Source organism: Candidatus Pelagibacter bacterium nBUS_29 (assembly GCF_051200905.1).
Lineage (GTDB): Bacteria > Pseudomonadota > Alphaproteobacteria > Pelagibacterales > Pelagibacteraceae > Pelagibacter.
On sequence record NZ_CP172843.1, the window covers coordinates 1,300,937 to 1,321,292 of the forward strand.

The window sequence follows — 20,356 nt, forward strand, 5'->3', positions numbered from 1 at the left end:
GATAATTAGAGCTTATTTAAGCAAAACTATACGTGCCTTGTAAATATAATAATCAGCTATAAATTTAACTTATGAAAAATGATTTATCATTTGATGTTGTGGTAATAGGTGGTGGCCATGCAGGTTGTGAGGCTGCTGCAGCTTCTGCTCGACTAGGTGTTAACACCGCATTGTTTACTCATAAGATAGAAACAATTGGAGAGATGTCATGTAACCCAGCAATAGGGGGTTTGGGTAAAGGTCATTTGGTAAGAGAAATAGATGCTCTTGATGGTGTTATGGGCGAGGTTGCGGATAAATCAGGTATACAATTTAGATTATTAAACAGAAGTAGAGGCCCAGCAGTAAGAGGACCAAGAACTCAATCCGATAGATCACTATATCGTAAATATATGCAAGAAAAACTTGTAAACTACTGTAATTTAAGCATTTTTTCTGATCCTGTAATAAAGTTTATTTTTGATAAAAATACAATAACTGGCTTTATAACTAAAGAAAGTAAAAAAGTTTTATGTTCTAAACTAATACTAACAACGGGCACTTTTTTAAATGGTTTGATACATATAGGCGATGAAAGAACACCTGCTGGAAGGTATGATGAGAAACCTTCAACAGGATTAAGTGAACAATTAGAAAAATACAATTTTAAAATAGGAAGATTAAAAACAGGAACCCCTCCCCGACTTGACTCAAGAACAATTAATTATGAAAATTTAGAAGAACAATTTGCAGATGATGATCCTTATTTTTTTTCTTTTTTAACTAAAAAAAATATTAACAAACAAGTTTCATGTCGTATGACTTATACTAACGATAAGGTTCATAAAATTATTGAAAAAAATTTATCCAAGAGTGCTATGTACTCTGGTAGCATACAAGGTGTTGGACCTAGATACTGCCCATCTATTGAAGACAAGATAGTAAAATTTGCTGATAAGGGTCGACACCAGATATTTTTAGAGCCTGAAGGGCTAAATGACCATACAATTTACCCAAATGGTATATCCACATCACTTCCAGCTGATGTGCAACAAGAAATATGTAACAATATCAATGGTTTAGAAAATGTATCTATTATAAGACCAGGATATGCCATAGAATATGACTATATAGATCCAAGAGAGCTATTTTTAACGCTTGAAACTAAGAAGATTAGTAATCTTTACCTTGCAGGTCAGATTAATGGAACAACAGGTTACGAAGAAGCAGCAGCTCAGGGCCTTATAGCTGGGATAAATGCTGCTCTATCTTTTAAAAAATTTGAACCTTTTATTCTCGATAGATCTGATGCTTATATAGGAGTAATGATCGATGATTTAGTGACTAAAGGTGTAGCTGAACCATACAGAATGTTTACATCAAGAGCTGAATATAGATTAAGCCTAAGATCTGATAATGCAGATCAAAGACTAACTGCAAAGGGAATAGAAATTGGATTAATTGGTGATGTGAGAAAGGTTCTTTATTTAGATAAATTCGACAAAATTAACCAAATTAATGTAAAAATGGGTAAATCAACTATATCACCTAATAAAGCTGATGAATTTGGTATAAAAATAGCAAAAGATGGTGTTTTAAGATCTTCTAATGAAATATTAACCCAAAAAGGAGTTGATATGAATAAAATTAGAGAAATATGGACTGATATACCTTTTTTTAACAATGAGATAGATGAGCAGGTTGAAATTAATGCACATTACAGAGGTTATTTGAAGAAACAAAAAGCGGATATTTTAGCCTTTAAAAGAGATGAAAACCTTATAATACCAGATCAAATCAATTATGATGGCCTTTCAGGATTGTCAAATGAAGTAAAAGCCAAATTTAAGGAAATAAAACCAAAAACAATGGGTCAAGCACTGAGAATTGATGGAATTACTCCAGCTGCTGTATATATTTTGTTGTCACACGTTAAAAGAAAGTCTATTAAGCATACAGCTTAATGGATCAAGAAATTTTAAAATCATTATCAAAATTAAATGACTTAAATGTTTCACGTGAAACATTTTTTGACTTTGAAAACTACATATCGATGATTATTGAAAAAAATGAAAAAATAAACATAATTAGCCAAAATACGTCATCAAAAAAATCCATAATTGAGCGCCATATTATAGATTCTGCACAAATTATTGATTTTATTGACTTTAATTCTAATACAACCACAGATTTAGGATCTGGGGCGGGTTTACCGGGAATTGTAGTAGCAATTATACTCAAAAATATGAAAAATAATATGGATGTGCATCTATATGAAAAAAGCTACCATAAAAGCTGTTTTTTAAAAGAAGTTTCAGAAAAACTAAATTTAAATACAAAAGTTTTTCAAAAAAATATTTTTGAAATAAAAAATTTAGAAACAGGTACGGTCATGTCAAGAGCATTCAAGCCAATGCCGATGGTTCTAGATTTAGTTTATGAAAATTTTTCCAAATATAAAAATTTAATATTTTTTATGGGTAAGAGTGGAAAAAAAATATTTGAAAAATCTAAAAATGATTGGAGTTTAGAATATATAGAAAAAAAAAGTTTAACTAATGAGGATTCATTTTTATTAAACATAAAAAAAATTAGTAAGAAAAATAAAAAAAGATATAAGAAAAACTAAATGCAAATTATTTCAGTAATCAATCAAAAGGGTGGGGTAGGAAAAACAACAACCGTTATAAATTTAGCTGCTGGATTAACTCAACTTAATAAAAAAATTTTAGTTATTGATTTGGATCCTCAAGGAAATGCCACTACAGGTCTTGGATTATCCAACGTAGACAACTCAAGTGACACAATTTATGGTGTGCTGAATGGAACTAAAGAAATAAATGAGATAATTAAGAAGACACAGTTTGAAAATTTAGATATTATCACTTCTAATGTAGATTTATCTGGACTTGAAGTTGAAACAGCTGATGATAGTAATAGGGCCTTCATATTAAAGGCTAAATTAAGTGCTTATTTAAACAATTCTAGAGGATCATATGACTATGTGATAATTGATTGTCCACCCTCTCTAAGTCTTCTTACGGTTATGGCGCTTGTCTGTTCAAACTCACTTTTAGTCCCTTTGCAAACAGAATTCTTTGCGCTTGAGGGACTAACCCAACTAATGAAAACTATTGAAAGGATAAAAGTGCATTTAAATCCTGATTTAAAAATTAGAGGGATACTTTTGACCATGTACGACAAAAGAAATAAGCTTTCTTCGCAAGTAGAAAAGGAAGCTAGAGATTATTTTAATGAAAAAGTTTACTCAACAGTAATTCCAAGGAATGTGCGATTATCAGAAGCACCTTCTCATGGAATGCCAGTTTTAATTTATGACAAATCCTGTCCTGGCAGTAAATCTTATTTTAGTTTTACGGATGAATTCATAAATCAAGAGACAACGATTGGGAGTGCTGCTTAATGGATAAAATAAAAAAAGGTCTTGGAAGAGGTTTATCATCACTAATTGGTGAAACTAAAGTAGATGTTCAAAAAAATCTATTACCAGTAAGCGACTTAATTCCAAATAAATATCAACCAAGAAAAATTTTTGATGAGGCAAACTTAGAAGATTTAACAAATTCTATAAAAGAAAGAGGAATGATTCAGCCTATAGTAATTAGAAAATCCAAAAACGAAAATTCAAAATTTGAAATCATTGCAGGTGAAAGAAGGTGGCTGGCGGCTCAGAGAGCAGGTATTCATAATGTTCCTGTGGTAATCACAGAGGCAGATGATTTAAAATCTTTAGAATTTGCAATAGTTGAAAATGTTCAAAGGCATGATTTAAATACGCTGGAGGAAGCCCAAGGTTATAAAAGATTGATAGATGAATTTTCTTATGATCAAGAGAAAGTATCAAAATTTATAGGTAAAAGCAGAAGCCACATATCTAATTCACTAAGAATATTAACTCTTCCAAACGAAGTTATAAAATTAATAGAGACACAAAAATTAACTGCAGGTCACGCAAAAATTTTAGTTGGATTAGAAAATGCTTCTTTTATCGCAAATAAAATTATAAAAAATAAACTTTCAGTAAGACAGGCAGAAAATTTTGTACAACTATTTAAAAAGAAAAGACAAAAGTCAAAGATTACAAAAGATACTAATATTTTAGCTCTTGAACTGTCAGTATCAAATAAAATAGGATTAAACGTAGAAATACATAATAGTAAGAGAAATAAAGGAAAAATTTCTTTTGAGTATAAAAACCTAGACCAGCTGAATAAAATTATAGATATAATTAAATCTAATTATTAGTTTCAGTTAAAGACTGGCTTAAAATAAAATCTGTAATTAAATTTATCGAATTGTTTATATTCTTTTTAATTTGTAATTCAGTCTCACTTAGTGCGTAGATTAATTGCTTAATATTTTTTGGTTTCCATTTATAAATTTGTTGTTTGGTAATCTCTTTCTCTTTCCAAAAGATGGGTGGTTTTGCTGATGAAATTGTTAAATCTATATTCTTGTTAGTCTCAAATGTTTTTGATAACACCAGTAATTTTTTTGCTTTAATTATAAAAGATCTTGTAATCATAATGCAGTCTTCATTACTAAAATTATTTTCATTTAAAATACCAATTATTTTTTTTTTGTTTTTAGCAAGACAATTGTCAATAAGCTCAGATATGCTGTGGTTTTCATTTAAATTAATTAGTTTTGATATATTATCGCTATTAATTTTTTTTCCATTTTTACCAAAAAATTCAATTTTTTGAAGTTCATTTACAAGCGTTTCCCTATCACCGCCGCATTTGTTCACTATTAAGTTTATATTCGAGGGTGAAATTGAAATCTTATTATCCCTTAAAAAATTATATGCTAATTTAGATAATGTTTGATCACTATCAGGATAGAATGGAATACAAACTAATTTTTTGTCTTTTTCAAAAAGAGACCTTAATTTTGATTTTTTTTCCAAATTATCTGAGTTTAAAATAATTGATGTATCCTCAAGGTTTTTTTGTTGTAATGCTTGGATTACTTTTAAAATTTTATCGGTAGCTCTTTTGATAATAATAAATTTTTGTGGGTCGAAAAGAGATTTAGATAAAATATTTTCAATAAAATTATTTTCATTATCTAAAATTTCCTTCTCTTCATAATTTGAGGTATTACTCTTATCTTTAATTAAAACATTAAGAGCTTCATTTTTTAAACCCTCATTTTTTCCATAAAATAGTATTAAATTATTAATATTTTGATTTATTTTTTTTATCTCAAAAGATTTTAGTATCATTTATTAGCGATTAAATCTGATGTAAGTTTATTAGATATAGATGAGGCAAAATTTTGTTTAATTGATCTTTCATATCTGGCTTCTTCAAATTTATCATCTTTACTTTTCATAATTTTTGTTTCAGTAATTTTTATTTTTTTATTAGTTGGTTTTATTAAGAATATTACTTCTGCTTCTATTTGATAGTCACTTACTTCCCCAGCCTTGTTTTTGCTTAAAATAATTTTTTTATATATGCTACTTGCTTCAATAAAAATTTTATTATTAGTTTTATTGTTTTTATATTGGTTTAAATTTGTCTTTAAAAAATTATTAAGATCTCTATCACCCGCATAACTAATTTGTTCGATTGAAAAATTAACATTCGTATTCTTTAAATAAATTGGAGTAAAACCACAGCTAGATAAAAGAAATATAAGAGAAATGATTATTATATTTTTTTTTATCATTTTAATCTGTTATTATATTAATTAACTTGTTGGGTATAAATATCTTTTTTTAAATCTTTTTATTCTTCAAATACTCATTTAATTTTTTATCTTCTTTTATGTTTGTTATTAACAGTTCTTCAGTTGTATCTTTTTCTGCAACCATTATTTTTCTAGTTTTACCGTTTAATTGAATAATAAATTTAATATTTTCCTCTACTAAAAACTTATGATCAATCTTTGGCCATGATACCTCTTCTTTTATGTTTATCATTTCCATGCATTCATTAGAAAAGTGTGGTATTACGGGATTAAAAGCTATTAAAATTTTTTTGTAATTTTCAATTAATTTTTCCCTTTCAATTTTATTAGAGATTACTTTGTTTAATGCCGAATAAGTTTCATGAAAATTAGCAATTATTTTATTATATGAAAAACTCTCTATATTCTGGGTAATTTCTTTAATAAATTTATTAGTAATTTTCTCTAAATCATTATTTGAATTAGATGGATGATTTGCCTCTATTTCCTCAATAATTTTTTGATTTAATATCCATAATTTTTGGATAAACTTATATGATGAATTAATGCCTTCATCTGACCATTGAACATCTTTTTCTGGTGGACTGTCTGAAAGTATAAATAATCTTGCAGAATCTGCCCCATAATTTTCTATAATTTTTTCAGGATCTATAGTATTTTTTTTTGATTTTGACATTGATTCTGAAGGACCAACTTTTACTTGTTTTTTTGTACTTTTTAAAAATTTTTTTCCATCTTTAGCAATTAGTTCATCAGGGCTAACCCAATTGTCATTTTCATCTTTATATGTTTCATGACAAACCATACCTTGCGTGAACAAACCACTAAATGGTTCTTTAATGTTAAATGAATTATCTTGATAGGATAAAGCTTGCATAAAAAACCTGGAATATAAAAGATGCAGAATAGCATGCTCTACACCACCAATATACTGATCCACGGGCATCCAGTATTTTACTTCATCTGAATTAAATCCATAACCATCATAGTGGGGTGAACAAAATCTTAGAAAATACCACGATGAATCAACAAATGTGTCTAGTGTATCAGTTTCTCTAATAAATTTTTTTCCGTCAATTGTAATATTTTTCCATTCTACCATTTCATCTAGTGGATTTCCTGTAGAACTTAATTGATTAATTTTTGGTAATTCAACAGGTAGCATATCTTTAGGAATCTTAACTGGATTATTATTTTCATCATATGCAATTGGAATTGGACAACCCCAATATCGTTGACGAGAGATACCCCAATCTTTTAATCTATAATTAGTTTTTCTTTGTCCAATATTATTTTCTTCTAAGTAGGCGATTGTTTTGTCAATAGATTCTTCAGGGACTTTTAGATTATCTAAAAATTTAGAATTAAATAAGTAACCAGACTCCGTAAAAGCTTTTTCGGTAATCGAAAAATCTTTATCTTTTTCGGGTCTAACTACTGGTGTAACTTTTAAATTATATTTTCTTGCAAAATCTAAATCTCTTTGATCGTGCGCAGGACAGCCAAAAACAGCCCCTAATCCATAATCCATTAAGACAAAATTTGCAAAATAAACTGGTACTTTTATACCTGGCTCTAAAGGGTTGATAGCTTGTAAATCAGTTTTAAATCCAAGTTTATCAGCTGCTGCAATAGCTTCTTCAGTTGTACCAGTTCTAGAACATTCTTTTTTAAACTTAATAAATTCTGGATTATTAGCATAAAATTTTGAAATTGGATGATCTACCGAAACTGCTAAAAAAGACATACCAAATAAGGTATCTGGTCGAGTAGTATAACATTTTATTTCTTTTATTTCTTTTTTTGAATCAATTTTAAATGCAATTTCACAACCATAAGATTTTCCTATCCAGTTTTTTTGCATGACCTTAACCTTATTTGGCCAATCTTTAAGATTATCTAAGCTATCCAAAAGTTCTTTTGAAAATTCGGTAATTTTAAAAAACCATTGATTAAGTTTTTTTCTCTCAACAATTGCCCCTGATCTCCATCCCTTGCCATCTATAACTTGTTCATTTGCTAGAACCGTATTGTCTATTGGATCCCAGTTTACATAACTTTCTTTTCTGTAGACTAGACCTTTGTCATAAAGTTCTAAAAAAAATTCTTGCTGATGTTTATAATATTTAGATGAACAAGTAGAAATTTCTTTGTCCCAATCTATTGATAGACCAAGTTTTTTAAGTTGAGATTTCATTGTTGAAATATTTTTTTCAGTCCAAGTTTTTGGATCTAATTTATTTTGTCTTGCAGCATTCTCAGCTGGCATTCCAAAAGAGTCCCACCCCATAGGATGTAATACGTTATATCCTTGTAATGCTTTGTACCTAGCCAAGACATCACCGATTGTGTAATTTCTAACATGACCCATATGAATTTTACCAGACGGGTAAGGGAACATTTCTAAACAATAAAATTTTTTTTTATTCTCATCAACTTTTGTTGAAAAAGATTTTTGACTTTTCCAATATTGTTGCCATTTATTTTCAACTGTTTTAAAATTATATCTATCCACAAAAATCAGAAATATTTTTTATTTGAAATTATATCTATTTTTTTTTATTTTTATCTTCTTCTTTATAAAGTGTCGCTTTTTTCAGTATTTCTCTTTTGAGCTCTTTAACTAAGATGCCGTTTTGCTCAGTTATTTTACAGTTCAATAGATTATTTATACACTTTTTATTAAATACTTTTATGTTTAGGGCATCTGATCTTATTTCATTAGTCATAAATCGGATTGAAATTTTAATACTTTCATTTTGGCTATTATTCTCGGAGTACCAATCTGTGATGATTATTCCACCACTGTAATTTACGGAAGATAATGGCATAAAATCAATAACATCTAATGATGCTCTCCATAGTCCATTAGAGCTTGCGAATTCAAAAACACCCCCTTGTTGATTTCCAAATTCATTAAGTTTAAATCCACGACCTTGTTCTAAATTTTGTTTTACCCTCTCTTCTGGATTAGCAGGAAACTTTCTAGCATCACCTCCGGGCAATTTTCCATTACAACCTACTAAAGAAGTTTGAATTATAGCTAAAAAAACTATTATTTTAGTGTATTTTAATTTAAATAAGTGGTTCATTGGAAAATCCTTATACAATAAAAGGTAAAAATTACCTAAAAATATCAAAATTCATAGGAGTGATGCAAAAATGCAACACTTTGAGTTAATTTCGGTTTTTTTATGTAATTAAATTAAATCTCCTCAAAAATTCATTAAAAAGTCAGTGTTTATTATTAATAATTAACAAATAAATAAAGGAGTAATTAATATGAACAACTTTAAAAAAATAGGTCTTACTGCACTAGCAGCATCACTTGTTTCTGTATCAGCTAACGCTGGAGAAATATCTGTTGCAGGTGGAGCATCACTTAACGTTGAAGGTTTTTCTGGTGAACAGTTAAATGCTGGTAAATCTTACACAATGGGTAATCAATTAACATTTACTGGTGGCGGTGAATTAGACAATGGTTTAACTGTTGCCGTATCATTTGTAATGGACCAAGCAGATGCTGCTCCATCACCATTTGATAGTCACTCAGTAACAATTAGCTCAGACGCTATGGGTTCACTTAAGTTTATGGGTGAAGGCGGATCAACTGCTGCAAGTGCTATAGATGGTTCTGCAGCTGGCGACATCTGGGATAAATTTGATGGTTTAACTAATGCATCAGCACAAGTAAGTAAAAGTGGTGTAACTGGTGATGGCGTTACAGCTACTGCTGGTGATAATGCTTTCATTTATACTACTCCAGAATTGATGGAAGGTTTAACTGCAACAGCTAGTTATGCGCCTCAAGCTTCAGGAGCTGAAACAAGAGCATCAGGTATGGGTTATGGTTTAGCATATACTGGAGTTGAAGGTTTAACACTTAAGTATGCTAAAGCTGATATTGTTAACTCAACTAAAGCATTAAGTGGTGAACAAACAGTAATGTATGCTTCATATGCTTATGGTCCAGTTACAGTTTCATACTCAAATTTTGAGGGTGATCTAGATACTGCTAGCAAAGACTATGAACTAACATCTGCTGCTATATCTTACACAGTAAGTGATGAACTTTCAGTAACTTACGGAATGGAAGATGCAGAACAAGAAGGTGCTACATCTGATGCGGAATATGAAACATTATCACTTTCATACGTAACAGGTGGTATGACTATTTCTGCAGGTATGCACGAAGCTGAGAATGCAAACTTCGGAACTGCTTCTACTCAAGATATCGAAAAATGGACTCTAGGAGCTTCATTTGCGTTCTAATCTAGTTTAGATTAAATTACTTAAAGGGCCCCTTTTTAGGGGCCTTTTTTTTACTCAAAAAAAGATATTCCAGCAAAACCAAAACAGTCTAGTAATTTTAATTTTTTTAAGTTTTTATTTGAAATACCACCAAGTGCCACGACTTTAATTTTTGTAAACTTAGCAAATAACTTAAATTTATTAATTCCTAAATAATTTTTATTTTTTTTAAATATTGAAGACAGAAAAATAATCTTAACTAATTGTTTTTCTTTGACCTTAATTTCTTTATTATTGTGAGCAGAGCCAATAATTAAAAAATTATTTTTTAAGGAATATGAAAGATGACCTATATCACTATTAAAGGAAGGTATATAAGCTCCATCTAAGTTAAGTTTTAACGCCAACTTAACATTATTAGATAAAAAAAATTTAAATCCTTTTTTTTTACAAAATTTTTTAAGATTTATAATTGTTTTTAAGTTGTTTTCTGAACTATAATTTCTAAGTATTATGCCAGTATTTTTGTCAAGTTTATCTATATTATTTGTATCAAATTTATTAATAAAGTAATATTTACTGGGTAAATTAACATGCATAATTCAGTTCAAAGATATAAAGATATTATTAGTTCAATAGATAGAAAAATAGAAGAACAAAAAATTCAATTAACCCCAAAAGTCATTGCTGTATCTAAAACTTTTAAAATAGAATCAATTTTTCCATTGATAGAATATGGTCATCTTGATTATGGAGAGAATAAAGTCCAAGAAGCAATAGATAAATGGTCGGCTATTAAATTTAGATATAAAAATATTAAGCTTCATTTAATAGGAAAGCTTCAAACAAATAAAGTAAAGAATGCTATAAAAATATTTGACTTCATTCATTCTCTGGACAGTATGAAGCTTGCAAAAAAAATTGCAGATGAACAGAAAAAACAAGACAAAAATCTTAAATTATTTATTCAGGTAAATATTGGAAACGAGGAACAAAAGTCAGGAGTTAAGATTGATCAAATCGATGATTTAATAACTTTTTCAAAACAATTAAATCTTAATATCATAGGGTTAATGTGTATTCCTCCAGCAAATAGAGAGGCCGATAAATATTTTAAAGAAATTAAACTTTTAAATAAAAAATTTAACTTACCAGAAATTAGTATGGGTATGTCATCGGATTATCTCAAAGCAGTTGAAAATTCTTCTACCTATTTAAGAATAGGCTCTAGTATTTTTGGTCAGAGATCTTAAAATATTTTTATTTTTGATTTTTTTTTTAGTATTTTAATCATAATTAAAAAATCTTTTTCCTTCAAAGCAATACATCCAGCTGTGGGTTTATAATCTTTGGTTAAATGGATAAAAATGCAACTTCCTTTACCGACAATAGGTTTTTTGAAATTATACTTTATTGGAATTAGTAAATCATACTTATAATCTTTTCTTTTTAATTTTTCATGTTTAATTTTTTCTTCAATCATAAAGAGTTTATTATATTTTTTTGGAAAACGTGTGTCATCGCACCAACCCATGCTCTTTTGAATTTTGATACATTTTAATATGGTAGATGGTTTTTGCTTGCGATCTTTCCTAAAATAAAGGTTTTCAATTCCAAAAGTTCCTTTTGGTGTTTTTTTATCTCCCTCTTTTTTATTCCTTGTAGATCCTTTTTTACCAATACAGCACCTAAATTTAAATTCATCTATTTGAAGAGTTTGTTTATTTTTTATAAAAATTGTCATAATCTCTTTCTCAAGCATGCAGAGTTTAATAATTTATAAGTTTACTTCATTGTATCATATTCTTGAAGAGCTTGGTTTAGATTTAAATTTTGAAATCAGTTTTGTAGACTGTGAGAAATCCTTGAAAATCAAAGTAAAAAATCTTAATAACTATTTAATTATCTCAAATAAAAAATATTTTAAAACTACTAATCAATTTGTTTTAGAAAATAAACCGATTGGCATTTTTAAATTAGTAGAAAAAATTAACATCGAATTTTTAAAACTGCAATTTAACAGTCAATCTCAGATAGAAATAAATAATTATACGATAGATCTAAATTCTAGAGAAATCAAAAATGATAATACAAAGCTAAAGCTGACCGAAAAAGAAATTAATACAATTATCTATTTATCAAAATCAAGGACAACGGTTAGTATTGATGAATTACTAGAAAAGGTGTGGAGCTATCAAGCTGATATAGAAACTCATACTGTTGAGACGCATATATATCGATTAAGAAAAAAATTTTTAAATTCATTTAATGATAATGCATTTATTATTAGTAAAAAAAATGGTTATCAAATCAAATAAGAAAAATCTCATAGTCAAGGATCTGTTTACGAAAAAATATAAACCAAAAATAGTTAAACCAAAAAAAGGCAAAGGAAGTTTTAAAAGAAAAAACACTAAACCTAAAGTCTAGCTCCAATTTGTTGTATTACTCTTGATGACATTTCAGTACCTTTTTCTAGACATTCTTTTGTTGATAATTTATTGATATATCCATGTAAAAATCCAGCAGCAAAAAGATCACCAGCACCTGTAAGATCTACAATTTTTAGATTTTTTTGTATATCACTTTCAAAAATCTCTTCTCCGTTAATTGCAACTGCACCTTTTTCACTTCTAGTTACAACCACTAATTTATTAAGTTGTTTTGAGAAGTTTATAACTTCACTAAAATTTTTTGCTTTAATTAATGAGGTAATTTCTTGTTCATTAGCAAAAGTTATATCGAGTTTGTTTTTTACTAAATTTAAAAAATGAGGCTTATGTCTATCTACACAAAACAGATCAGAGAGAGACATAGCTACTTTATTCGCATTATTAATGGCTTTATCAAATGCTTTTTTGGGTTCTCCCTCATCCCACAAGTAACCTTCTAAAAATATAATTTCACTTTTTTTAATAGCTTCAGAGCTAACATCATTTTTATTAATTTTTCCTGCTGTTCCTAAGAATGTACACATTGTCCTTTCAGAGTCTGGTGTGACCAATATCAAACAAGTACCTGTTGGCAATTTTTCTCTCTTTTTTGAATAAAAATATTCTACGTTTTCTTTTTTTAAACCTTCTTCGTATTTGCTGCCAAATTCATCATCAGAAACTTTTCCAATAAAACCTACCTGGTCACCAAGTTGAGATAACCCAACTATGGAATTTGCTACAGAACCTCCAGAAACAGTTTTTTCAATTTTAAGATTTATTAATAAATTTTTGAATTCGTTTTCATCAAAAAATAGTTTCATTGTGCTTTTTGTAAGATTATTCTTTTCAATAAAACTGTCATTTACTTTACAAATGACATCGACTATTGCATTTCCTATTCCTAAAATTTTCATATTATGCTTTAAGGGTAATAACAGGTTTTTTTCTATTTGGGTAGCAAGTAGCACATATTTTACATGACAAACCATAACAATCTCTTGCCTTACAATATTCTCTTCCATAAAAAATTATTTGTAAATGAAGTTTAGACCAAGTTTTTTTTGGAAATATTCGTTTTAAATCTTTTTCAGTCTGAACTACATTTTTTCCATTTGTTAATCCCCATCTTTGTGCAAGTCTATGAATGTGAGTATCAACAGCAAAAGCTGGATACCCAAAACCTTGAGACATTACGACACTAGCTGTTTTATGGCCTACACCAGGTAATTTTTCAAGTTCATCAAAGGTTTTAGGTACTTTTCCGTTGTGTTTTTCTAAAACTTGTTTTGACATTAAATAAATACTTCTAGCTTTAACTCTAAAAATTCCAATTTTATTTATTAATTTTTCAATTTTTTTTCTTCCTAATTTTACGAAGTGTTCTGGTTTAAAATATTTTGGATATATATCTTTTGTTACATTGTTAACATTTACATCAGTACATTGAGCCGAAAGAAGCACAGAAATTAATAATGTAAAAATATTTTTACTTTTAAGAGGAACTGGCGTTTTGGGATAAATTTTATTTAATGTATTAATTATAATTTTTGCCTTTTGCTCTTCATTCATTATGAAAAGTTAAGTAAGTCTCTCATAGAATATAATCCTGGTTTTTTTTTTATTAACCATTTAGAAGCTGTTAATGCCCCATCAGAGTAAAGTGCTCTATCAAAAGCCTCATGATTTAATGTAATTATCTCTTTTCCACTCGAGAATTTTACCTCATGTTCTCCAATAATTTCACTTTTTCTAATTGAATTAAAATTAATTTTTTTTCCATAGGGAAAAGATTTTTTATTTAAAAATTTCTTTCCCATTAAATTATACAAATTTTCATTTTTTCCATCTGCGATGCCTTTTCCAAGCATCAAAGCTGTACCTGATGGGTAGTCTTTTTTGTGCTTATGATGCACCTCAAATATTTTACTTAAATATTCGTCACTTAATGATTTTGAAGCAATCTCAGTTAAATACATCAATAAATTTACGCCTAAGCTCATATTGCCAGCTTTTAAAATGGGTATCTTTTTTGAAAACTTTTTTATTTGGTTTTCTTGATTTCTATTGAATCCAGTTGTCCCAATAACAACCTTTTTTTTCAGTTTAGATGCTATTTTTAATATCTCTAGAGTGCAATCAGGAACAGTAAAATCAATAATTATATCTGTTTTTTTAAATGCCTTTTCAGAATTTAACTCTGGTTTTATACCATTAAATTTTTTATTTACTGATCTATTTTCTGTGAGTGTAACAAGTTTAAATTTTTTATTTTTTTTGGATGATTTGATTAGTTGTTGACCCATTCTACCCATGCACCCAGAAATTGATAAATTAATTTTTTTCATTTCACTAAATATTAACCTTTTTTAAAAGATTAGTCTTTTAATTTTTCCAAAAGTCCTTTGCTTTTTGAAAAAATTTTTTAATACTTGGATTTGATTTATCGTTTTCAATTTCTCTAAATTGTTCAAGTAAATCTTTTTGTTTTTTATTTAGGTATACAGGTACTTCTGTTTTTACTTGAACATATAAGTCACCAAAATCACCTCTTCTCATATAGGGCATTCCTTTACCCTTCAATCTGAATTGTTTACCATTTTGAGTCCCATCAGGAATTTTTATTTTAGCTTTGCCTCCATCAATAGTTGGAATTTCAATGGTAGTTCCTAAAGCAGCATCCGCAAGAGAAATTGGAAATTCAAAAAATAAATTTTCATCTGATCTTTTAAATAAGTCATGAGCGTGAACATTTATAAACAAATATAGATCTCCTGTCGCTCCACCTCTACTTCCAGCCTCACCTTTTCCAGCTAATCTAATTCTTGTTCCATCATCAACACCTTTAGGAATTGTAACTGATATTTTTTTAGAGGCTTGTATTTTCCCTTGACCATTACAGTCATTACAAGGATTAGTGATTTCTTCACCATTACCATTACACTGGGGACATGTTTGTTGAACTGTGAAAAAGCCTTGATTAGATCTTATTTTACCGTTTCCTCCACAATAAGTACATCTATCTGGAGAATGACCAGGTTTTGAGCCATTTCCTTTACAAGTATTACATTTTTCAGTAGTTGAAAATTTTATATCTTGTTTTTTGCCTTGGTAAGCTTCTTCAAGTGAAATTGATAGATCGTATCTTAGATCTGATCCTCTATTGTTGGAGCTTCTATTTCTTGGTCTTCCACCACCACCAAAATCTCCAAAAAAATCTTCAAAAATATCTGAAAAATCTGCACCACCGAAACCACCAAAACCACCACTTTGTCTTCCACCACCATTTTCAAAAGCTGCATGACCAAAGTTATCATAATTTTGTTTTTTTTCTTTATCTGAAAGAATGCCATATGCTTCACTGGCCTCTTTAAACTTATCTTCTGCTATTTTATCGCCAGGATTTTTATCAGGATGGTATTTGACAGCAAGTTTTCTGTAAGCTGATTTTAGTTCATCGGGAGATGCACTTTTTCCAACACCTAAAACTTCATAGAAATCTCTTTTAGCCATAAATTACTTTGAGATAATGGTCGTTGATAGTCTTAAGCGCTTTTTTCTTTATCTTCTTCTTTACCTTCTTCTTTACCTTCTTCTTTTACTTCCTCAAAATCTGCATCAACTACGTTATCGTCTTTTTTTCCTTCATCATTATTTTTATTATCATCAGGTGTATCTGGTTTTTTCTCTTGAGCTTTATATATAGCCTCACCCAATTTCATTGATGCCTGAACCAACGCTTCTGTTTTTTTCTTAATATCTTCATTATCAGTTCCTTTAAGAGCTTCTTTTAAACTGGATGATGCATCTTCAATTGCTTTCTTCTCAGCATCAGTAATTTTAGACCCATGCTCTTTAAGATTCTTTTCAGTTGAATGAATTAAAGTGTCAGCTTGATTTCTTGTGTCTACAGTCTCTCTTTTCTTTTTATCTTCTTCCTTATTAGCTTCTGCATCTTTAACCATTTTTTCAATTTCATCTTCACTTAGTCCACCCGAAGCTTGGATTTGAATTTTTTGTTCTTTACCTGTTCCTTTATCTTTTGCTGAAACACTCACTATACCATTAGCATCAATATCAAAAGTAACTTCAATTTGAGGAACTCCTCTTGGTGCTGGAGCAATACCGACTAATTCAAAGTTTCCTAACATTTTATTATCAGTTGCCATTTCTCTTTCACCCTGAAGTACTCTAATAGAAACTGCAGGTTGATTGTCTTCTGCTGTAGAAAATACTTGGCTCTTTTTTGTTGGTATTGTTGTGTTTTTCTCAATTAGCTTAGTTGATACACCACCTAAAGTTTCAATACCAAGAGACAAGGGTGTAACATCTAAAAGAAGTACATCTTTAACATCACCTTGAAGTACGCCCGCTTGAATAGCTGCACCCATTGCAACAACTTCATCTGGATTAACACTTTTATTTGGATCTTTTCCAAAAAAGTTTTTAACCTCTGCTAGAACTTTTGGCATTCTGGTCATTCCACCAACCATAACAATCTCATCTATGTCACTTGCTGATATGCCAGCATCACTCAATGCTGTTTTACAAGGTGGTAGTGTTCTGGTAATTAAATCTTCAACAAGAGCTTCAAGTTTGGCTCTTGTCATTTTTAAATTAATATGTTTCGGGCCTGTTTTGTCAGCAGTGATAAATGGTAAATTGATATCTGTTTGTTCTGCTGAAGATAGTTCAATTTTAGCTTTTTCTGCAGCTTCTTTTAATCTTTGAAGGGCAAGTTTATCTGATGTTAAATCTATACCATTATCTTTTTTAAACTCTGCAGTTAAGTAATCAACAATTGCGTTGTCAAAGTCTTCGCCACCCAAAAAAGTATCTCCATTTGTAGATTTAACTTCAAATACACCATCTCCCAATTCAAGAATTGAAACATCAAATGTTCCTCCACCTAAATCGTATACTGCAATTTTCTTATTTTGTTTTTTATCTAAACCGTATGCAAGTGATGCTGCAGTAGGTTCATTAATAATTCTTAAAACTTCTAGGCCTGCAATTTTACCAGCATCTTTTGTTGCTTGTCTTTGAGCATCATTAAAGTACGCAGGAACAGTTATTACTGCCTTAGTTACTTCTTGACCCAAATATTTCTCAGCTGTTTCCTTCATTTTTTGAAGAATGAAAGCAGATATCTGTGAAGGTGAATACTTTTCACCCTTTGCTTCAATCCAAGCATCACCTTTTTCAGAGTTAACTATTTTAAAAGGAGCTGCAGCTATATCTTTTTTTACTGTTGGGTCTTCAAAATTTCTTCCAATAAGTCTTTTAACAGCAAAAATTGTATTTTCAGGATTTGTTACAGCTTGTCTTTTAGCAGGTTGGCCGACTAGTTTTTCTCCATCGTCAGTAAAAGCTACAACTGAAGGGGTTGTTCTAGCACCCTCGGCATTTTCCAATACTTTAGGTTGGCTTCCTTCCATTATTGATACACATGAGTTTGTTGTACCAAGATCTATTCCAATAATTTTGCTCATAATTTAAATTCTCTCTTTCATATATGTGTTAATATTAATTCTACAAGTTCAACAAATGTAATTATTTGTCTAAATTTTGTCTATTTTCCTCACTTTTATCATCTTTACTTTCTGTCTTTTTAGACACACCAACTAAAGAGGGTCTAAGCAATCTGTCTTTTATCATAAAACCCTTTTGAACTTCTTGAACAATAGTACCAGGTTCTTTTTGATCATCTTCAATTTCCATCATTGCTTGATGTAAATTTGGGTCTAATTTTTTATTAAGACAATCAATTGGTTTAATATTATTTTTAGTAAAAATAGAGATTAAATCTTTATTAATTATATTGAAATGCTCTAGGGTTTTTTTTAATGCCTCAGTGTCCTTAAGGGCTTCATCGCTCTCTAAAATTAATTTTGACCTTGCAAGGTTATCAATTAAATTTAAAGCCTCTTTTGCAAATGTAAAACCTCCATAATCAAATGCATCATCTTTTTCTTTTTCAAATCTTCTTCTTTGATTTTCCATTTCAGCAAAAGTTCTTGCTAATTTATCTTCTAATTCTTTTATTTTTTCCTCTGGAGATAATTCTACTTTTTCTTCTACACCATTGTTTTCATCATGCTTATCGTTTGATTGTTTGCCAGCTTTATTGCTCTCATTTAACGTTTCTGCTGTAGTATTCTCTTGGTTTAGGTTTTCCTCTTTTTCCATGAGAGCATATATGGTAAGAAATCTCAAAATTGCTAGGTATTAATGAAAAAAATTTCAAAATTGCTCGTAGGCACTAATAACAAGGGAAAATATAAGGAAATTAAAGATTTATTGCCAAAATATATTAAAACCCACTCAACATCTGAATTTAAACTTAAGAGCCCAAGAGAAGATGGACTGACATTCACAGAAAACTCAATCATTAAATCTAAGTATTACTCAAAAAAAACAAAAAAATTTTGTCTTGCTGATGATTCAGGGCTTGAAATTGATATTCTAGATAAAAGTCCAGGAATTTATTCGGCTAGATGGGGTGGAAAAAAAGGTGATTTTAAAAAAGCAATAAATAGAGTGTACAGAGAATTATCAAAAAAGGATAAAAACTGGAAATATAAAAAAGTTAAAGCTAGATTTATTTGTGCGTTATCAATTTGTTACTTAGATAAAAAAATAGTATCTGTTTTGGGTAAAATTGAAGGACATATTTCAGCAAAACCAAAAGGGAAAAATGGTTTTGGTTATGATCCAATTTTTATTCCAAAAAATAAAAGAAAAACTTTTGGTGAAATGAGCTCTATACAAAAATATAAAATAGACCATCGTTTTGTTGCGTTTCAAAAAATTAAAAAATTTCTATAATTTTTTTATCTTCAATTTTATAAAAGTTTAAACGGTGATTAATTTTATTGTCTTTGATATCAAAAATACCAATTTTGCCTTTAAAAGAATTTTTTTTTTTAAAAAGTTTGTTTAAATTAGATAGGTTAGTTTTTAATGATAAATAATAGACAAGTCCAACAAGATCGTAGCTTAATAAAGCTAAGTGTGAGGGGTATTCTTTAAACTCGTTAAAAAACTTATCTTTGTAATTATCAAAATTATTTTTATTTATTGAAGGATAATATAAAGGTTGGATATCTATTTCATTTAATAAACTTTTATCAAACCACTGGTTTAATGTTATAAAATACTTATTTCTAGGAGAAACGTCTGTGTATAAAAGTGATGTGGATACACTTTTTAAACTTTCATCAAAATCTGCAATAACGACTGCCTCAAAATTTAAACCTCCTAACGTATATCTCTGTTCAAGTTTTTTAATTTTTTTTTCTTTATTTGACTGATTTGATTTTTTTAATCTTAAAATTTCATCCTCTAAGTTTTGTTTTCTAATTCTATAATTGGTAATTTCTTCAATTTGTTTAGTTAATTTTGTAGGTTCTGTACTATAGTCGTAATTTTTAAATATTTTGATTCTAGAATCTTTAATTCCTTTTTTAACTTCAAATTCATAATCTTGAATAGGTGTCAAAAATATTGTCCTTTTTATTTTGTTTGTCTTTATAAATTTTTTTATGGTATTGAATTGAGAAGTAGAGTTTATTCCTGCAGAAATTACATTTTTTGGAAGATCTAAAGTTTTGTTTGTTAAAGATAAAAAAGTTATATCTTTGATTTCATCCAAATAAGATATGCTTTCATAAAAAACAGGCCCAATAACAATCTTTACACCCATTTGTTTTAATTCAAATGCTGACTTAAGTGCTTTGTTTGCTTTAGAGGCTGTGTCTTTGGGAATAATTTCTATTGAATTATTATTTATATCTTTCACAGCCAATCTAACAGCTTTAATAATTGATTGTCCTAGCTCTTTATTAGAACCTGTTAAAGGGACCATGAGACCAATCTTAATTTTTTCTGAGGCCTTAGTGGAAAATGAAAATAATAAAGAAAAATTTAAGATTACCAAAAAAATAATTTTAATAAATTTACTCATTTTAATGTTA

At 28.9% G+C, this 20,356-nt stretch carries 21 protein-coding genes; 8 read left to right on the top strand and 13 right to left on the bottom strand.

What is annotated here, in order from left to right:
* The first annotated feature begins 71 nt into the window (after positions 1-71).
* The 4 genes from mnmG to ACIJYA_RS07015 are packed head-to-tail and all read left to right on the top strand — an operon-like array spanning position 72 to position 4,245.
* Positions 72-1,943 (top strand): tRNA uridine-5-carboxymethylaminomethyl(34) synthesis enzyme MnmG, encoded by a 1,872-nt coding sequence (mnmG, locus tag ACIJYA_RS07000; RefSeq protein WP_435088376.1) that lies wholly within the window; start codon positions 72-74, stop codon positions 1,941-1,943.
* Complete coding sequence (locus ACIJYA_RS07005) at positions 1,943-2,608, top strand: 16S rRNA (guanine(527)-N(7))-methyltransferase RsmG (protein WP_435088378.1); 666 nt, start codon at positions 1,943-1,945, stop codon at positions 2,606-2,608. The genes mnmG and ACIJYA_RS07005 overlap by 1 nt, the downstream gene beginning before the upstream one ends.
* Positions 2,609-3,403, top strand: a complete 795-nt coding sequence (locus ACIJYA_RS07010) for a ParA family protein (protein ID WP_435088380.1) — start codon at positions 2,609-2,611, stop codon at positions 3,401-3,403. It begins immediately after the preceding gene.
* Positions 3,403-4,245 carry a ParB/RepB/Spo0J family partition protein gene (locus tag ACIJYA_RS07015; protein ID WP_435088382.1) on the top strand — a complete coding sequence of 281 codons (843 nt, stop codon included), beginning with the start codon at positions 3,403-3,405 and terminating at the stop codon, positions 4,243-4,245. Before ACIJYA_RS07010 ends, ACIJYA_RS07015 begins: the two co-directional genes overlap by 1 nt.
* Here the strand turns inward: ACIJYA_RS07015 and holA are convergent.
* From holA to ACIJYA_RS07035, 4 genes are read right to left on the bottom strand one after another with little or no spacing between them, the layout of a single operon-like run.
* The gene (gene holA / locus ACIJYA_RS07020) at positions 4,235-5,227 is read right to left on the bottom strand and encodes a DNA polymerase III subunit delta (protein WP_435088384.1); all 993 of its coding nucleotides are present in this window, start codon (positions 5,225-5,227) and stop codon (positions 4,235-4,237) included. The two genes, ACIJYA_RS07015 and holA, sit on opposite strands and share 11 nt — an antisense overlap.
* Complete coding sequence (locus tag ACIJYA_RS07025) at positions 5,224-5,676, bottom strand: hypothetical protein (RefSeq protein ID WP_435088385.1); 453 nt, start codon at positions 5,674-5,676, stop codon at positions 5,224-5,226. Before ACIJYA_RS07025 ends, holA begins: the two co-directional genes overlap by 4 nt.
* Positions 5,677-5,725: 49 nt before the next feature.
* Positions 5,726-8,212 (bottom strand): leucine--tRNA ligase, encoded by a 2,487-nt coding sequence (gene leuS, locus ACIJYA_RS07030; RefSeq protein ID WP_435088387.1) that lies wholly within the window; start codon positions 8,210-8,212, stop codon positions 5,726-5,728.
* Positions 8,213-8,246: 34 nt separating this feature from the next.
* Entirely contained in the window at positions 8,247-8,789 is a 543-nt protein-coding gene (locus tag ACIJYA_RS07035) for a DUF3576 domain-containing protein (protein WP_435088389.1), read from the bottom strand.
* Between the two features lie 190 nt (positions 8,790-8,979).
* Between ACIJYA_RS07035 and ACIJYA_RS07040 the strand changes: the two genes are divergently transcribed.
* Positions 8,980-9,969: a porin gene (locus tag ACIJYA_RS07040; protein WP_435088391.1), complete on the top strand. Its 990-nt coding sequence runs from the start codon at positions 8,980-8,982 to the stop codon at positions 9,967-9,969.
* Positions 9,970-10,019: 50 nt separating this feature from the next.
* Here ACIJYA_RS07040 and ACIJYA_RS07045 read toward each other — a convergent pair whose 3' ends face one another.
* Complete coding sequence (locus tag ACIJYA_RS07045; RefSeq protein WP_435088393.1) at positions 10,020-10,547, bottom strand: thiamine phosphate synthase; 528 nt, start codon at positions 10,545-10,547, stop codon at positions 10,020-10,022.
* On the opposite strand from ACIJYA_RS07045, the gene ACIJYA_RS07050 reads away from it, so the two are divergent.
* Positions 10,542-11,201, top strand: a complete 660-nt coding sequence (locus tag ACIJYA_RS07050; protein ID WP_435088395.1) for a YggS family pyridoxal phosphate-dependent enzyme — start codon at positions 10,542-10,544, stop codon at positions 11,199-11,201. The two genes, ACIJYA_RS07045 and ACIJYA_RS07050, sit on opposite strands and share 6 nt — an antisense overlap.
* Here the strand turns inward: ACIJYA_RS07050 and ACIJYA_RS07055 are convergent.
* Positions 11,198-11,692 carry a L,D-transpeptidase family protein gene (locus ACIJYA_RS07055; RefSeq protein WP_435088397.1) on the bottom strand — a complete coding sequence of 165 codons (495 nt, stop codon included), beginning with the start codon at positions 11,690-11,692 and terminating at the stop codon, positions 11,198-11,200. The two genes, ACIJYA_RS07050 and ACIJYA_RS07055, sit on opposite strands and share 4 nt — an antisense overlap.
* Positions 11,693-11,708: 16 nt before the next feature.
* On the opposite strand from ACIJYA_RS07055, the gene ACIJYA_RS07060 reads away from it, so the two are divergent.
* Positions 11,709-12,266 carry a winged helix-turn-helix domain-containing protein gene (locus ACIJYA_RS07060; RefSeq protein ID WP_435088399.1) on the top strand — a complete coding sequence of 186 codons (558 nt, stop codon included), beginning with the start codon at positions 11,709-11,711 and terminating at the stop codon, positions 12,264-12,266.
* Positions 12,267-12,367: 101 nt separating this feature from the next.
* Here the strand turns inward: ACIJYA_RS07060 and ACIJYA_RS07065 are convergent, their stop codons facing one another.
* The 6 genes from ACIJYA_RS07065 to ACIJYA_RS07090 form a co-directional block, all read right to left on the bottom strand.
* Entirely contained in the window at positions 12,368-13,297 is a 930-nt protein-coding gene (locus ACIJYA_RS07065; protein ID WP_435088400.1) for an adenosine kinase, read from the bottom strand.
* Between the two features lies 1 nt (position 13,298).
* The gene (nth, locus tag ACIJYA_RS07070) at positions 13,299-13,952 is read right to left on the bottom strand and encodes an endonuclease III (RefSeq protein ID WP_435088402.1); all 654 of its coding nucleotides are present in this window, start codon (positions 13,950-13,952) and stop codon (positions 13,299-13,301) included.
* Positions 13,952-14,728: a 4-hydroxy-tetrahydrodipicolinate reductase gene (dapB, locus tag ACIJYA_RS07075; RefSeq protein ID WP_435088404.1), complete on the bottom strand. Its 777-nt coding sequence runs from the start codon at positions 14,726-14,728 to the stop codon at positions 13,952-13,954. The genes nth and dapB overlap by 1 nt, the downstream gene beginning before the upstream one ends.
* 37 nt (positions 14,729-14,765) lie before the next feature.
* A complete protein-coding gene (dnaJ, locus tag ACIJYA_RS07080) occupies positions 14,766-15,893 on the bottom strand; it encodes a molecular chaperone DnaJ (RefSeq protein ID WP_435088406.1) in 1,128 nt (375 codons plus the stop codon).
* Positions 15,894-15,925: 32 nt separating this feature from the next.
* The gene (dnaK, locus tag ACIJYA_RS07085) at positions 15,926-17,872 is read right to left on the bottom strand and encodes a molecular chaperone DnaK (protein ID WP_435088408.1); all 1,947 of its coding nucleotides are present in this window, start codon (positions 17,870-17,872) and stop codon (positions 15,926-15,928) included.
* A 61-nt stretch (positions 17,873-17,933) separates the two neighbouring features.
* Positions 17,934-18,569 carry a nucleotide exchange factor GrpE gene (locus ACIJYA_RS07090; protein WP_435088410.1) on the bottom strand — a complete coding sequence of 212 codons (636 nt, stop codon included), beginning with the start codon at positions 18,567-18,569 and terminating at the stop codon, positions 17,934-17,936.
* 42 nt (positions 18,570-18,611) lie between these two features.
* On the opposite strand from ACIJYA_RS07090, the gene rdgB reads away from it, so the two are divergent.
* The gene (gene rdgB / locus ACIJYA_RS07095) at positions 18,612-19,208 is read left to right on the top strand and encodes an RdgB/HAM1 family non-canonical purine NTP pyrophosphatase (protein WP_435088412.1); all 597 of its coding nucleotides are present in this window, start codon (positions 18,612-18,614) and stop codon (positions 19,206-19,208) included.
* Here the strand turns inward: rdgB and ACIJYA_RS07100 are convergent.
* Positions 19,192-20,346: an ABC transporter substrate-binding protein gene (locus ACIJYA_RS07100; protein ID WP_435088414.1), complete on the bottom strand. Its 1,155-nt coding sequence runs from the start codon at positions 20,344-20,346 to the stop codon at positions 19,192-19,194. The genes rdgB and ACIJYA_RS07100 overlap by 17 nt on opposite strands.
* Between the last annotated feature and the right edge of the window lie 10 nt (positions 20,347-20,356).